The 15463-nt window shown below is 64.4% G+C and carries 11 protein-coding genes and 2 pseudogenes; 5 read left to right on the top strand and 8 right to left on the bottom strand.

The genetic code is table 11. The annotated features are described in order from the left end of the window. From EET03_RS12825 to EET03_RS12805, 5 genes and pseudogenes are all read right to left on the bottom strand, one after another. A pseudogene (locus EET03_RS12825) lies at positions 1 to 74 on the bottom strand (IS607 family transposase); the annotation flags it as partial. A 66-nt stretch (positions 75 to 140) separates the two neighbouring features. Continuing rightward, a complete protein-coding gene (mmaA2, locus tag EET03_RS12820) occupies positions 141 to 1004 on the bottom strand; it encodes a cyclopropane mycolic acid synthase MmaA2 (RefSeq protein ID WP_075541032.1) in 864 nt (287 codons plus the stop codon). A 134-nt stretch (positions 1005 to 1138) separates the two neighbouring features. After that, positions 1139 to 2960 (bottom strand): annotated as a pseudogene (locus EET03_RS12815) (protein kinase domain-containing protein). 135 nt (positions 2961 to 3095) lie between these two features. Beyond that, positions 3096 to 3836, bottom strand: coding sequence for a hypothetical protein (locus tag EET03_RS12810; RefSeq protein ID WP_075541034.1), 741 nt, complete (start codon positions 3834 to 3836; stop codon positions 3096 to 3098). 68 nt (positions 3837 to 3904) lie between these two features. After that, positions 3905 to 5455, bottom strand: coding sequence for an MFS transporter (locus tag EET03_RS12805; protein WP_082274424.1), 1551 nt, complete (start codon positions 5453 to 5455; stop codon positions 3905 to 3907). A 188-nt stretch (positions 5456 to 5643) separates the two neighbouring features. Here EET03_RS12805 and EET03_RS12800 point away from each other — a divergent pair, with 188 nt between their 5' ends. From EET03_RS12800 to EET03_RS12780, 5 genes are all read left to right on the top strand, one after another. Next, a complete protein-coding gene (locus tag EET03_RS12800) occupies positions 5644 to 6507 on the top strand; it encodes an SCO6745 family protein (RefSeq protein WP_075541031.1) in 864 nt (287 codons plus the stop codon). Between the two features lie 212 nt (positions 6508 to 6719). Then, positions 6720 to 9164, top strand: coding sequence for a glycogen/starch/alpha-glucan phosphorylase (locus EET03_RS12795; protein WP_244232340.1), 2445 nt, complete (start codon positions 6720 to 6722; stop codon positions 9162 to 9164). Positions 9165 to 9328: 164 nt separating this feature from the next. Next, the gene (locus EET03_RS12790) at positions 9329 to 10804 is read left to right on the top strand and encodes a radical SAM/SPASM domain-containing protein (protein ID WP_082274423.1); all 1476 of its coding nucleotides are present in this window, start codon (positions 9329 to 9331) and stop codon (positions 10802 to 10804) included. Beyond that, positions 10792 to 11634 carry a lysophospholipid acyltransferase family protein gene (locus EET03_RS12785; protein ID WP_075541029.1) on the top strand — a complete coding sequence of 281 codons (843 nt, stop codon included), beginning with the start codon at positions 10792 to 10794 and terminating at the stop codon, positions 11632 to 11634. Before EET03_RS12790 ends, EET03_RS12785 begins: the two co-directional genes overlap by 13 nt. Positions 11635 to 11655: 21 nt before the next feature. After that, positions 11656 to 11889 (top strand): hypothetical protein, encoded by a 234-nt coding sequence (locus EET03_RS12780; RefSeq protein WP_075541028.1) that lies wholly within the window; start codon positions 11656 to 11658, stop codon positions 11887 to 11889. Positions 11890 to 11898: 9 nt separating this feature from the next. Here EET03_RS12780 and EET03_RS12775 read toward each other — a convergent pair whose 3' ends face one another. The 3 genes from EET03_RS12775 to EET03_RS12765 all read right to left on the bottom strand — a co-directional run bounded on the left by EET03_RS12775 (position 11899) and on the right by EET03_RS12765 (position 15057). Then, entirely contained in the window at positions 11899 to 13233 is a 1335-nt protein-coding gene (locus tag EET03_RS12775) for a radical SAM/SPASM domain-containing protein (protein ID WP_167470633.1), read from the bottom strand. A 101-nt stretch (positions 13234 to 13334) separates the two neighbouring features. Continuing rightward, positions 13335 to 14807: a radical SAM/SPASM domain-containing protein gene (locus tag EET03_RS12770; protein WP_075541026.1), complete on the bottom strand. Its 1473-nt coding sequence runs from the start codon at positions 14805 to 14807 to the stop codon at positions 13335 to 13337. Positions 14808 to 14820: 13 nt separating this feature from the next. Then, on the bottom strand, positions 14821 to 15057 hold the full coding sequence (locus EET03_RS12765; RefSeq protein ID WP_075541025.1) for a hypothetical protein: 237 nt from the start codon (positions 15055 to 15057) through the stop codon (positions 14821 to 14823). Positions 15058 to 15463 lie beyond the last annotated feature (406 nt).

The following is a 15463-nucleotide window of genomic DNA, read 5'->3' as shown; positions in this document are numbered from 1 at the left end:
AGACCAGCGCGAAACCAGCGATACGCAGTCACCCGCGCAACACCATTGCGCTCAGCCCACGCCGCCAGATTCATACCTTTGTTCCTACCGCACACCACTGACAACTACCGACCACTCAACCCGCAACAGCTGGCAGCCCCCTACTTCTGCAGGGTGAACTGGTTGACGTCGATGTAGCCGTCGCGGAAGAGCTTGGCGCAGCCGGTCAGGTACTTCATGTAGCGCTGGTACACCTCTTCGGACTGAATCGCGACGGCCTCGTCGTGGTGCGCCTCCAGGGCCTGCGCCCACAGGTCCAGGGTCCGCGCGTAGTGCAGTTGCAGCGACTGGCGCCGCGTCAGGGAAAAACCCGCCGCCGCGGACTGCTCCCCCACCATCTCGATCGTCGGCGGATGACCACCGGGGAAAATCTCGGTCAGGATGAATTTCAGGAAGCGGGCCAACCACAAGGTGAGCGGCAAGCCGGCGTCGACCATTTGCTGCATGGTCAGTCCGGTGATGGTGTGCAGCAACATGACGCCGTCGGCGGGCAGGATCCGATAGGCCCGGGCGAAGAACTCCGCGTGACGGTCGTGGCCGAAGTGCTCGAAGGCGCCGATGGACACGATCCGGTCGACGGGCTCGTCGAACTGTTCCCAGCCCGCCAGCAGCACCCGCCTGGTGCGCGCGGTGTCGAGCTCGTAGAAGGTCTTCTGGACGTGGGCGGCCTGGTTCTTCGACAAGGTCAGGCCGATGACGTTGACGTCGTACTTCTCGATGGCCCGGCGCATGGTGGCGCCCCAGCCGCAGCCCACGTCGAGCAGCGTCATCCCGGGTTGCAGACCCAGCTTGCCCAGCGCCAGGTCGATCTTGGCGATCTGGGCCTCTTGCAGGGTCATGTCGTCGCGCTCGAAGTAGGCGCAGCTATAGGTCTGGGTCGGGTCCAGAAATAACCGGAAGAAGTCGTCGGACAAGTCGTAGTGCGCCTGCACGTCGTCGAAATGCGGCGTCAGTTGTCCAGCCATGGGTCGTGAGTGCCTTTCCGGCCCGGAGACCAATTTATGGTGCCCGCACGAATGCGCACCGACAATCTCCCCCAAGGCGTGCCCGGAAATGCTAGCCGATTCGGCGTCGGGTCACTAAATCCAAGCGGCCCACGTCATCCGATCAGCCTCGTCAGCCAGCTCGAATTCTGCAGATCCACGGCCTTGTTGCCGTCCCAGACGAACGGGGTCCCATTGGCGTTGAACGTAGCCAGGGTCTCACTGGCGGCGGTGGCCTTCGATTGGGCGGTGCCGACGTCAGTTCCTGCCTTGATGCAGCTGATCACGGTGGCGTTGGCGCCGACGGTCTGGGCCAGGTGGGCCAGTTCGGCGTCGGTGCGATCGGATGCGGCACCCTCCTGAAGCTGGAAGTCGCTGCCGAACAACGCGGCATAGAAATCGGTGTAGACCTTCGGGTCGTTCTGGGCCGCGACGCTGTAGCTGGCCGCCACCGCGCGCGTCGAGTAATTCTTGGTGTGCGATTGGTCGTCGAGAAAGTTGAGCAGGTGATAGCGCACCGCGAGCTTCTTGTCGGTCACCCCGGTTTCGATGTCGCTCGCATACGACCTGATGAATGCGCCGCAGGGCGGACAGATGGGCTCGTTGAAAATATCGATCGTTGTCGCGGCGGCGGAGCTGCCGACAAATACACCGTCGCTGAGCATCCGAAGTTCAACCGCGTCGGCCGGCGGCGCTGGCGACGCGGGCGCCGGCCGCGGCGCCGACGACCGCCACGGCTGGGCGACGACGATGCCCAGTCCTCCCGCGACGGCTACCACGACGGCCACCGCAACACCCCACCCACAACCAGGGCTTGCCGCCGCCACCGGAGGGCTGGACCGGCGGTTGACCCCACGGTGGTGCCCCGGCGGTCCCGGGATACCCGGTGCCCCATCCGGTGGCGCCGGTCCACGGCGTGGGGTGCGGTACACCCGTCGGGACCGGCGACCCGGGCGGAGTCGGCCACCCGGTGGGCTGTGAACCAGCGGGAGCCGACGGTGTGAGCGGCGGCGCGAAACCCGCGGCCGGCTGGGCGACCGCCGCGGCCGGCAGTTGGGCTACCTGGCTGCGCTGCAAGATGTCGGTGGCCCGATCCCGGTCGGGGGTGGCCAGCGCCGTGTAGGCGGCCGCGGACAGGTCGCCGCAGGTGGCGTATCGGTCGGCCGGATCCTTGGCCATGCCGCGAGCGATCACCTGTTCGAAGGCGGCCGGAATGCCGGGCCGTGCGGCGCTGGGCCTCGGGATGGCCTGACTCAGGTGTGCGCCCATGACGCTGAGCTGGTCGCCTCGATACGGCGGCGACCCGGTCAAGCACTCGTACAGCACGCACGCCAGGGCATAGATGTCGGCCCGATAGGTGACCTCGGTGTTGCCGAACCGTTCCGGCGCCATGTAGTAGAGAGTGCCGACCGTGCTGCCCAGCTGTGTCAGCTTTTCGTCGGAGGTGGCGCTGGCGATCCCGAAATCGACGAGGTAGGCGAAGTCGTCGCCACTGACCAAGATGTTTTCCGGCTTCACGTCGCGATGTGTCACCCCGGCAGCGTGCGCGGCATCGAGCGCCGAGCCGATCTGGCGCACAACCGCCACGGCCCGCGGCGGGGTCAGCGGACCGTAGCGCTTTAATATGGCGGCCAGGTCCTTGCCGTCGATCAGGCGCATGTCCACGTAGAGCTGCCCGTCGATTTCGCCGTAGTCGTGAATCGGCACCACGTGCGGTTCGTGTAGCCGCCCGGCGGTGCGGGCTTCGCGCTGCATACGGGTGCGGAATACCGGATCGCTGGACAGCGTCGGCGACATGAGCTTCAGCGCCACGACGCGCTCGCGCACGGTGTCTTCGGCCTCATAGACGTCACCCATGGCGCCGCGACCGACCAGCCGCCGCAGCCGATACTGACCGAACTGCGAACCCTCCCGCGAATCCGCGGTCGTATCACCCATCGCCGACTCCTCACCCGCCTTCCGCGTGCACGACTGAAAGCGCCTGGACGCGGTGACGCGTGCAGGCATAAGGCTAATCGTTTTGCCGTCCGGGGGGCGCGGTGGACAACCAGAATGCCGCCGCGACAGCGGGACCTATCCGGTATCGACCCGCAGGTCGGCCAGCTGCATCGACACCAGGGTCGGAGCGGGCAGCGGGCGATTGCCGGGGCCGATCGGGTAGACCCGGCGGCGCGTCTGGAAAACCAGCCCGCCGGCGTGAACCGGCTCGGTGCAGTAGTGCGCGGCCCGTGCCCAGTGGCCGACCACCTCGGCGACGTAGTCATGTCGACGCAGCCGACCGCTGGCATCGAAATAGAAACTCTGCCTCGGCGAGTGGGTAGGGATGTGCGGCGGGAACGTCGCGTTGAGCCGCCGCCAGGTCTCGCCGCCCTCGTACCATGTCCCTGCCTCGTCGACTTCGACGCCGTCGCGCGTCAACAGGTAGGGCGTGGTGAGGTAATTCCACATGGCATAGCCGGCGAAGTAGACCGAATCCAGCGGATCCCACCGGAAATTCCGCCGCAGGCCCGAGCGACCGAAAAACGCCGGCCGCGGGTTCGCCCGTGAACTGATGACGTGGCCGTCGTGACTCTCGATCCGCACCGTCCCGTTGTCGAAGACCCCACGCTGCCCATCACCGGGGAACGGATCCAGCACCGTCCGAGCCTGCTGGACATCAACGGTGATGCGGTAGTCCGCGAACCGGTTGCCCGGCACCCGCGTCCGGACCAACAGCCCGCCGCTGCGCACCCGCGCATGGATTCTGGCGGCGGTTCGCCAGCGCCGCAGCCCGCCGTGGGCCTCCAGCGCCTCATCCAGCAGGGTGCTCGTCATTGCCATGTCCTCGGTCGAGGTTGATCGGTGCTCCTCGAGGTAATCGAACACCAATTACCGCTTCGGCGTCAGGGTCGTTCTGCGTGGCCGCCGCGTGGATCATCGTCGTGCGCCAGCGCTGTGCCCGCCCGCTGACCATCCCGGGCAGCCGTCGGTTCGTCGTCCTGGTCGGCGTCTGCCACCGTCAGCGGCAACGCCAGTTCTTCGAGCGGCCGCCGTTCCGCCGCTACCCCAAGCCACAGTTCGACCAGGCCGGCGGCGGCCATCACCACGGCACCGATGAGGAACGACCAGAACACCTGGCTGCGCTGGCCGGAATTGATCAGCTGACCGAACAACAACGGGCCGCTGATGCCGCCGATCGCCGTGCCGGTCGCGTAGAAAAACGCGATCGCCAGCGCCCGTGTCTCCATCGGGAAGATCTCGCTGACGGTCAGGTAGGCCGCGCTGGCCCCCGCCGAGGCCAGGAAGAAGGCCACCGCCAGCACGATGATGAATGTCCAGACGCCACCGGTGCCGGTCACGAACAGCGCCGCGAGCACCACGGCCACCACCGCCGACCCGATGTAAGAGAAGGTGATCATGGGTTTGCGGCCGATCGTGTCGAACAGCCGCCCGAGCACCAGGGGGCCGACGAAATTACTGAGCGCCCACACGATGAAGAACACCGGCACGTGTCCGGACGCCACCCCGTAGAAACCGCTCAACAGCGTGCCGAGGTTGAACGTCACACCGTTGTAGAGAAACGCCTGCCCGATGAACAGGGCCAGGCCGAGGACCGCGCGCCGCGGATAGAGCGTGAACGCCACCCTGGCAATTTCCCAGAACGAAATCGTATGGCGTTGACGTACTTTGAGTGGACGCCCTTGCGGCTCGGGAAGCGGTTGGCCGGTATCGCGCTCGACTTCGCCCTCTATTTCGCCGACGATCCGCTCGGCTTCGTGCTCGCGCCCGTGAATGAACAACCAGCGGGGGCTTTCCGGAACGTTGCGCCGGACAAGCAGAACGAAAATCCCGAAGATGGCGCCCACACCGAAGGCGAGCCGCCATCCGATGTTCGGCGGGAAGTTCGACGTGTCCAACACGACGAGGGCGCCGGCCGCTCCGGCAGCCGACCCCAGCCAGTAGGTCCCGTTGATCACCAAATCCACCCGACCGCGCACCCGCGCCGGGATCAGCTCGTCGATCGCGGAATTGATGGCGGCATACTCGCCGCCGATGCCCGAGCCGGTGAAAAAGCGGGTCAGGAAGAAATACCACGGCGCAAACGCGAAAGCCGTTGCGACGGTTGCGATCAAGTACACCGCGAGGGTCAGCAGAAACAGATTCCGCCGGCCGAACCGGTCGGTCAGGTGACCGAAGAACAACGCCCCCAGGCAGGCCCCGGCGATATAGAACGACGCCGCCAAGCCGATGTCTGCGGCGTTGAGCTCGATACCGCTACCGTGCTCGGTCAGGCGTGACGACACGTTGCCGACCATCGTGACTTCGAGGCCGTCGAGAATCCACACGCCGCCCAGGCCGATGACGACGCGCCAGTGGAACCGTCCCCAGGGCAGCCGGTCCAGGCGTGCCGGCACCTGGGTGGTGATGGTTCCGGTTTGCGCGCTCGCACTCATGGCTGGCTCCGTTCTAGGTAGGCGGCGACTGGCCCCGCTACCGCGCCTGGGGGATGCCGACGGCGTGCCGGCACCAAACACCGTCCGCGACACTAGCCAACTCACGGGCAACACCCGTACGCGACCTAGGTCGTCGCCGACCACCATGCCCGAGGCGCCATCCCCAAACCGAGTGGTTAGCTTCAGGAATGCAACGCGAACCTGAACTTGCCCGTCGTCTCTACGATCGCTTCGAGCCCGTCCACGCCGTGACGTACTTCGCGCCGGAGGCGCGTGCGGCCCTGACAAATCTCGGTTATCGCGGGTTTTGGATGGGTTACTTCGCCGCTCGGTCGGCCCCGCTGGGCCAGGTGCCATCCGAAGTCGTGAGCGCGGTGTTCTACAACTTCGCCCTTGCGCGGGTGACCAAGGCGCTACCGACGGCGTGGGAAATCGCGGGGCCGCACCTTGCATTGCAAGCGCGCGCCGAGTCGGCGGTGGCGGCGCTGCGACGGTACAGCCTCACCGACGACGACGAAAACGTGCGCACCGCAGCCCGATTAGCGGGTAGCGCTGCGCGGCGGGCGCGAATCGACGGCCGGCCACTGTTCGCCGCCAACCGCGCCTTGCCCTGGCCCGAGGATCCGGTGGCCGCGCTCTGGCATGCGACAACGTTGCTGCGCGAGCATCGCGGCGACGGTCATGTAGCGGTGCTGGTCGCCGCCGGTATCTCCGGACGAGAGTCCAACGTGTTGCAGTGCGCGGCCGACGCGGTGCCCCGCGACTACATCATGCAGACCCGTCACTACGACGACGCCGAGTGGCGCGCATGCCGGCAGAGCCTGATCGACCGCGGCCTGGTCGACGAGGGTGGTTCCCTGACGCCCGCCGGACGCGATGTGAAGAACCACATCGAGGCCACCACTGACGCGCTGGGGTTGCACGCGTACGACGCGCTCGACGACGGCGAGCTCGAGGCGTTGCTGCAGGCACTGACGCCGATCGCGGGGACGGTGATCGACGGCGGTGACATGCCGGCCGTCACGCCGATGAGACTGCGACGGGATTTGTAGGCCGACGCTGCGGCGGGCCGGCGTCCGGCGTGAAGAGACAGCCGACTGGCGCCGCATCGGGTACTCCTGCGGTGCGATACTCGCACCCACCACCCGGCTGAAATCTAGGGAATACGAACATGAGCGATGTCATTCGATCTTCGGCCCACGCGTCGACGACAACCTCCGCGGAGGCGGCGGCATCCACCAGCGCCGAGGACGTCCGCACCGGAATGAGTTCGGAGGCCCTTCGTCAGGCCATCGAAGACCACCTGCGCTACTCACTCGGCCGCCCGGCCACCCTGTTGCAGCCGAAGCATTACTACCGCGCCTTGGCGCTGGCCGTGCGCGACCGGATGCAGCAGCGGTGGATCGAGACCACCCAGACCTATCTCGACCTTTCCCGCAAGGTGGCGTGTTATCTGTCGGCGGAGTTCCTGCTCGGCCCGCACCTGGGCAACAACCTGCTCAACCTGCAACTCGAGGACCAGGCCCGCACCGCGTTGGCCGCGCTGGGCCAAGACCTCGACGAAGTGCTGGCCTGCGAGGAGGAGCCGGGCCTGGGCAACGGCGGACTGGGCCGGCTGGCGGCCTGCTACCTGGACTCACTGGCCACCCTGGAGCGTCCGGCCATCGGTTATGGCATCCGCTATGAGTTCGGCATTTTCGACCAGGAAATCCACGACGGCTGGCAGGTGGAGAAAACCGACAACTGGCTGGCCGACGGTAACCCGTGGGAGATCGCCAAGCCCGAACTGAACTACCACGTCGGCTGGGGCGGCCGCACCGAGTCCTACACCGACGAGCGGGGCAGGTACCGGGTGCGCTGGATCCCGCAGCGCGCGGCCAAGGGCGTCTACTACGGCACGCCCATCCAGGGTTACGGCGTCAACACCTGCAACACCCTGACCCTGTGGAGCGCCCGCGCCATCCAGTCGCTGGCCCTGGACGCATTCAACGCCGGCGACTACTACCGGGCCGTGGATGACCAGGTGGTGTCCGAAACCCTCACCAAGGTGCTCTACCCCAATGATCAGCCGGAAGTCGGTAAGCAACTGCGGCTTGCCCAGCAGTATTTCTTCGTGTCCTGCTCGCTGCAGGACATGCTGCACCTGCTCGAAGACTTCGCCGGTCTGCCCGTCCGGGACCTCTCGAACCGGGTCGCGATACAACTCAACGACACCCACCCCTCGATCGCCGTCGCCGAGCTGATGCGGCTGCTCGTCGACGAGCGCGACCTCGACTGGGACGAGGCATGGCAGATCACCGTGGCCTCGCTGGGCTACACCAACCACACCCTGCTGCCCGAAGCGCTCGAAACCTGGCCGCTGTCAATGTTTCAGCGATTCTTGCCGCGGCACCTGGAGATCATCTACGAGATCAACCGCCGCTTCCTCGACCAGGTGCGCGCGCGGTTCCCCGGTGACGAGGACCGCGTCCGGCGGATGTCGCTGATCGACGAGGACGGAGACCGGCGAATTCGGATGGCGCACCTGGCCACCGTCGGCAGCCATGCCGTCAACGGCGTCGCGGCATTGCACTCTGAGCTACTGAAAACCACTGTGCTCAAAGACTTCTACGAGATGTGGCCGGAGCGCTTCAGCAACAAGACCAACGGGGTGACACCGCGCCGGTTCGTCGCCCTGGCCAATCCCGGTCTGCGCAGACTGCTCGATCAGCGGCTCGGCGAGGGGTGGTTGCGCGACTTGGACCGGTTGCGTGCGCTGGCTCCCCTGGCGGGTGATCCCGCACTGCAGCAACAGTGGCGGGCCGTCAAGCGGGAGAACAAGGCGCGGCTGTCGGACTATGTACGAGCCAACACCGGTATCGCGCTGGATCCTGACTGGCTTTTCGATATCCAGGTCAAGCGCATTCACGAATACAAGCGCCAGCATCTCAACCTGCTGCACATCATCACCGCCTACCACCGGCTCAAGCAGCGACCAGATCTCGAAATAGGGCCGCGCGCATACATTTTCGGCGGCAAGGCGGCACCCGGTTACACGATGGCAAAACTCATCATCAAACTGGTCAACTCCGTTGCGGAAACGGTCAACGCGGATCGCGACGTCAACGACCGCATGAAGGTTGCGTTCATCCCGAACTTCAACGTGCAAAACGCCCAAGTGATCTATCCGGCAGCAGATCTCTCCGAGCAGATCTCGACGGCCGGCAAGGAAGCATCGGGCACCGGGAATATGAAATTCATGATGAACGGGGCGCTGACCATCGGCACCCGCGACGGCGCCAACGTCGAGATCCGCGAGCAGGTCGGTGCGCAGAACTTCTTCCTCTTCGGGCTCACCGTCCAAGAGGTGCAACGGGTGCTCGGCCAAGGCTATCGGCCCAGGGACTACATCGCCGAAAGCGACGAGCTCACAGCAGTTCTCGGGCTGATCGCCGACGGCCGGTTCTCGCGCGGCGACACCGAGGTGTTCGCCCCGCTGATCGCCAACCTGACCGACCACGATCCGTTTTTGGTCATCGCCGACTACGCCGACTATCTGCGCGCCCAGCAGGAGGTCGACGCCACCTGGCGGGACACCGAAAGCTGGACCCGCAAGTCCATCCTCAACTCCGCGCATAGCGGAAAGTTCTCCTCGGACCGGGCGATCGCCGAGTACTGCGACGACATCTGGAACATCACGCCGGTGCCGATCGGATCTGCGAAGGACTAAGTGGTTTGTCGACATTTTGTGCCCGCTAGGTCTTTCATCGGAGCCACTGGGCTGCCTACCATGGCACAGATGGTGTTCCGTGAATCCTTCGAGGAGCACGCCGATGCCTACGATGATCACATCCCGTCACAAACTGGGGGCTGCGATGGGAAACCCGAGCCCTCATGGATGAACCATCCCTGGCGCAGCTGCACGACGAAACGCCACCGCCCGGCGGCTCACTGAGGCTGGCCAGCCACCGTTGTTGGAAGCTGACCGGAAACCGGATCGCTATTCTTGGGGACCTCAACTCCGGCTGGTGCATCGTCCCGGCTCCGGTCTACGACATCCTTGCAGATTTCTTCGCCCGGCCACGAGCACCGCGGTTGGCCGATGCGGACCCGGCATCGGCTGCGCTGCTCAGACAACTGTGGGCAGCCGGTCTTCTGTTGTCCGACGGGCATCCGAATCCGAAGACCGTGCGTTCCAGGCTTGATGCGCCGAATGCGCTGCTGTTGAAGCTCACCGGAGGGTGCAACATCGCCTGCACCTATTGCTATGACTATGACAAGACCCGCTTTCGGACACGATTGGACGACGACCGCATCCACGAGTTGGTGGACGTCCTCATCGCTCGTAATTCCCATCTGTCGATAGCTTTCCACGGCGGTGAGCCGCTGCTGCGTTTCGATCAGATCAAACGCACCGTGAGCTATGCTCGCGAGCGTGCGGCCGTAACCGGCCACCAGGTGTCGTTTTCGATTCAGACAAATGGCCTCTTCTTTACTCCGGCCGTGGTGGACTACCTTGAGCAAGAATCGTTTTCGGTAGGAATCTCGCTGGACGGGTCGGACGAAGAGGCCAATGCGCTGCGCGTCGTCAGGCATGGGCCGACACCGCTGCAAGCCGTCCAGCAACTGTTGCGCGAGTACCCGGAGTTCGCCAGAGACCGCTGCGGATTTCTGGCCGTGGCGACCAAGGCATCGGCACCGCGGCTGCCGAGCTTTGCTCTCTGGCTTCAAGAACACGAGATCGGCGGCCTGGCAGTGGGTTTTCTCGACCGAACGGGAAGGGGTGTCGACGCCGGCGATCAGCAACTGACCCCGCAGGAAGCGGTCGATCTCATGCGCCGATTCGCCGACTTGGTGGCAACTGGCGAACTGACTCGGTTGGCCTTCCATCCGCTGCTGACCAGAATCAAGAATCTGTTCACCTTCCAGCCGCGAGACCTGTGCGCCAAGGGACCGTGCGGCGCCGCTGCCGAATTCGTCGTGCTCGACGCCGAAGGCGCGATCAGATCATGCGATTGCGTTTATGATCCGTATTTCGAGCTGGCAGGGCCTGGAGAACCGATGCCCGAGGCTGGTCACCGTAAGAGGCTGGCAATCGTCGACCGGCACTCGAGATTGCGATCCAGCGGAACGCCCTGCGCCACATGCGCGCTGTTCGGCCTGTGCGGCGGCACCTGCGTGGCCAAAGCAATCGCAGAGTCGGGATCAGCAGATTCGGTGAGTTCGGTCGAATGCGCGATCTCGACGTGGCTCTACCCGATCCTGCTGGAGGAGGTCGCCGCGCCGCCCGAGCGGCAACCGCTGCTGAGCTACTTCCGACTGCACGAGCAGTGGCGCGAAGCTGAGGTGGTCAGCACATGTTTGAGCTGACCGACGACGAAGCGGTAGTTGTTGCCGTCAAAGCCGCTCTGGACAGTCGGGGTGTTGGACGTGCCGCTCAACTGAGCACCATGGGCGCGCTCGCGCTGAACCTAGCGTTGGTCAACAAGGTCCGGTGGGTTTGGGAGAGTGTCTGCCAAGCCGTCGCCGCCCCGACATTCTCGACAGATTTTGACAAACACTCCTGGCTGTCCGCCTGGGCCGATTTCTACCTGCGGGCGGCGACCGAATGGCAAGAGGCGCAACGTGATCCGGCTTCAAGCACCGTTGACCAGGCTGGAAGGCTGATCATCGGATGGCACCATCGGAGCTGGCCGTGCCTAGCCCGGCAGTGCGGCCGCTGGGGCGCCCTCGCCATCGTGGCGCGACGATCGGCCTGGCTGAATTCGGTCTTCCACGGCAACGTGGTGATGATGGGAGATCCCGACCTCGGTTCTCGCCTGGAGGCCGCCTGTGTCAGCGGACAGCCGATTGCGGCAATGCTGGACTACTGCTACGACCACACCCGTTCGGCGGACTGGAGCCCGTTTCTGGGCCGGCAGTGCCGCACGCCATCCGGAATCTTTGGTCTCGTCGCGCGCTACGACTATCCCGTGGCGGTGATGGCTCCGGAGAACGCCGGATGGCGCGTGCGGTGTCAGTTCAAATCTGGGCAGACCTCGCGTCAGCGCTGCGTCGACCGTGTCAACGCCGAACTGACCCAGATGATCTGCCAGGATCCGGCGCAATGGCTACTGTGGCCGTCGCTGGATCGGCGCTGGTACCGCCAACATAATTCACTCGATGATTCACCCAGCCGCAACGCTGCCGCACTCCAGTAATTCCGATCGAGGGAGGAAACCGTGGGAGACAAAGCCAAGAACACCCGCGACGTCGTCGTGTCGCTCACCGTGCGGGTCAACGATGACGTCGACAACGAACAGCTGGCCGCCCGCATCCAAGAAGCCCTGGCGCCATTGAGCGAAAACGTCGACGAGGCAGGCGAGCTTTTCCTGCACACCGCAAGCCACGGCGAGAGTCTGACTCCCAAGTACGGTTATGAGCACCGGCTATGGAGTAAGGCGACCTGCGGTTAGCCAACCCGATCAGAAGCAGTTCTGCCGCTTCAGAAAACTCGCGGTGCCAACCGCTTCGAGGATGTCGTCCGGGTTGTCGCCGAATAGGCGCAGACAATAGGTTGGGTCGGCGGCGATCAGCCGGCGGTAGAAGCGGATCGATTGCTCGATCTCCGCGCGCCAGAATGGGCAGTGTTGTTTCTGAGGCTCTGCGGCATCAGGGCCATAAACGGTGGAATCCGCGTAGCAGCCACCGCCGCATAGATAGCGTGCCCAGCAGTCGCGACAGACAGGGCGGTTGTCCACGTCGGCGGCCTCGTGACTGATGAATTCTCGACGTTTGTTGTCATCGAGTCCGCTTCGGATATCGCCAAGCTCGTACCGCGGCAGGCCGAGATGCCGGAAGCAGGGGTAAACCTTGCCGTTTGCGGCGACGCCGAGGTAACTACCCGCTACGCCGCAGAACCGGGTTATCGGTTGCGGGATCATCAGGCGACGAACGATCTTGGTAATCGGTTGATAGTCGATCGGCGTGCGGCCGGCCTCGAGATCTGCGAACATATCGGCGCAGATCTCGGTCAGGTCGGCCCGGAAATCTGGCAGCTCAGCGGGATCCAGAGTGAAATCTTGGCCGGAGTAGGCGCCGACCTTGATGACGTGAAAATGCCGCAGCCCCAGCATCTTTGCCCAAATCCATACGCCGCGCAGGCGGGTGCCGTCGGTGAGGACGCTGTTCACTGTGACCCGCTCTGGCAAGTAATCGAGCAGCAGCCCGAGTCCGGCCATGACGTTGTGATGAGATGGGCGCCCGTTGCGCATGGGCCGGTGTGCGTTGTGAACGGCGGCCGGCCCGTCGCAGCTGACCCGCACATTGAACGGGTGATCGCGAAGGAACGAGGCGATATCGCGGGTGACGAGCGTGGCGTTGGTCGTGAGCTCGAAAGCGATTTCTTGGCCGGATTGTGCCGAGTGCTGCAGCGCCCTGGCGACGATCCGCCGGAGCAGGTCAAAGCGCATCAGCGGCTCACCCGACCCGAAGTGCAGCGACAGCCGTGGAGCGCCGACGGCTTGGGCGAAGGCGAAGTCGAGCGCGGCCATCGCCGTGTCGTCGTCCATGCGGCCGATACGGGCGCCGATGTCGTTCTCGAAGCAGTAGACGCATCCCATGTTGCAAGCACCGGACATGTCCAGGGAGACGTCGGTGACCTGCGGGAGGTTGGGGGCGGCTTCTGCCCAGCTGACTCGTGGGCTGTAGGTGAGAAGGTCGCGGGCCTGCAGCCACTCGGCCACCGCGGTGTCTGGGCGTGCGCCGGCGACGGCTGGATGCATAACGTTACGCAGCTGCGCTGGGACTTCCAGGATCAACGTGCGTTCGAGATCGTAGATGTAGCTGCATGATCCGTCGTCGTCGAGGATCGCATGGATGTCGCGCAGGCGCTGCCTGGGGGGCATCAGTTGGACAGTGATCATCCGGGTGGGTCGGGTTGGGCGTCTCCAGGCTCAGGGTCTGCGGGGCCGCCGCGGATCCATTTCACGATCTGTGGCGACACCAGCCCGTAGAGCTCGGTGATGTCGGTTTCGGCGAAGTGCTGATAGATGGCGATCGCGGCTTCGCTTTCGGCACGTAGTGAGTCGCAATCCTCGTGGCCGAAGCGGTCCACCATGGCTGAGCAGCCCCCGCCGCAGAGGCGACGCGTCCAGCAGGTCTTGCAGGTGCCCTGGTTGTCCGGGCTGAATTTCTTGCGGAACGCCTGCCGCTTTGCGGGGTCGATGCCTTCGCTGAGCGTTGCGAGCAGCGATTGCGGCCGCCCCACATGCAGTGCACAGGGGTAAACCTCACCGGTCGCCGACACTCCGAACATCCGCTCCCCCGCCGGACAGAAAAAGTCCCTGCGTGTGCGGGTAAGTAGTTGGAGGATCTTGGAGGACAACCGAAAGTCCAAGGGCTTACGCCCATTCGACAAGTTCTCGACATAGTGATCGATGAGGGCCTTGACGTCTGCGAGGTACGCGTCGTGTTCGTCGCCGAGCAGGGCAAGCTCGTCGGAATCGTGGAGTCGAACCCGTTCGGCCTTGCACTGACGGGCGCCGTGATCGGCGAGCAGCTCCATGGCCTTTTTCAGCGGTAGGCCGCGACGGATGACCGAACTGCCGATCAAGTGCACGTTGGGCTTGCTGCGCAAGTAGGCCAAATTGCGCTCGACAATCTCGAAACTTCCCCGGCCGTTGACAAAGCGGCGCAGCTCGTCATGCGTTTCGCGATTGCCATCGATCGAGAAATAAACCGTGAAGCGGTGCTCGTCCATGAAATCGGCGATCGACGCGCCTAGCAGCGTGCCGTTGGTGGTTATGTGGTAGTCGCAACTGGTTGAGGTCGCTTGGGCCTTGGCTTCCGCCGCATCGACGATCCTGCGGATCGCATCGAAGTTCATCAGCGGTTCGCCGCCGTAGAAGTGGTAGCCATAGGTCTGGAAACCGGGAAAGACTCGATGGATTTCCTCGACGAGCCCATCTGCTGTGGCCGACTCCATGCGCGGCACCGGTTTTTCTTCGTAGTCGAAGAGGCCTTTGTTGACATAGCAGTAGGGACAGGTCAGGTTGCAGCGCTGGGACACGTTGACCATGAAGGTCGCATAACCGGTGGGGCGCGCAAGTGGTGCCACGACCGGTTCCTGATCGACCGGCAGCAAGAATCCGGTCTCGACCAATGTCGTTATCCGACCCGCGATCTCGTCAGCGCTCGCGGCTTCGGCATCCACAACGTTGACGAGCTCCTCGACCGATAGGCTGCTGGTTGCGTGGTCCAGGATCACGCGATCGAGCGGGCATGAATCAATCACGGTGAGCGCGTTGACATCGAACAGGAGCCATCGGCCCTGAATCTCGAAGTGGTGATGCTCGACCGGGTGCAGCGGAATCCCGATAGCATGCCGGATCACGCGGTACGCCCGTCTACGCTAGGCCACCGCATCCGCCCCCGCCGCCGCACAACACCTCGCCGGCGAGGCTTGAGGTGATGTCTTCCAGCGCAGGGAGAAACTTCCTGATTCGCTCGATGCCGGCCAGGTCCTCGTCGGACAGATCTTCGCCGAAGATTTCGTGTGGCGCGGTCAGCAGGCGTTGCCTGAACTCAGGATCCACGATTGCTCTGGCGACAACCTGCTTTCGGAGATCGGTTTCTTCGGCCACGGTGGCCTCCCTTGACTTCCTAAACTGCCCTCAGCTGGTGGCGGACGTCTCATCGAATAGTTAACCCCCCACTGCGATTGAAGGGAAGTGTGGGCCCGAAGAACGTTGGACCGATCGACGCGGTACCGCACGCGCTTGGCCCTGCTACCGCGGCGTCACTCTGCGGCGGTCGCCTGGTGTGAACTGCGGCGTGCTCATTGACAGCATCACCGACGACACGCGCGGGGCTCCGGGCACGAGTAAACAATAGTTGCCACATGCGTCGCACCAGACACTAGGCCGTAGTTCCCCCTGGTTTGGCGATGAATGGGCTGTGAGCTGGGGTTTTGTGTTGTGTGCATGATTACGTGTAGCCCAGGTGGTGGGTGAGGTCGAGTAGTTCAAAGGCACGGTGCTGTAGTGCTGT

The sequence above is a fragment of the Mycobacterium innocens genome (genome assembly GCF_900566055.1).
GTDB classification, from domain to species: domain Bacteria; phylum Actinomycetota; class Actinomycetes; order Mycobacteriales; family Mycobacteriaceae; genus Mycobacterium; species Mycobacterium innocens.
This window is presented reverse-complemented; position numbering and strand designations above follow the sequence as displayed.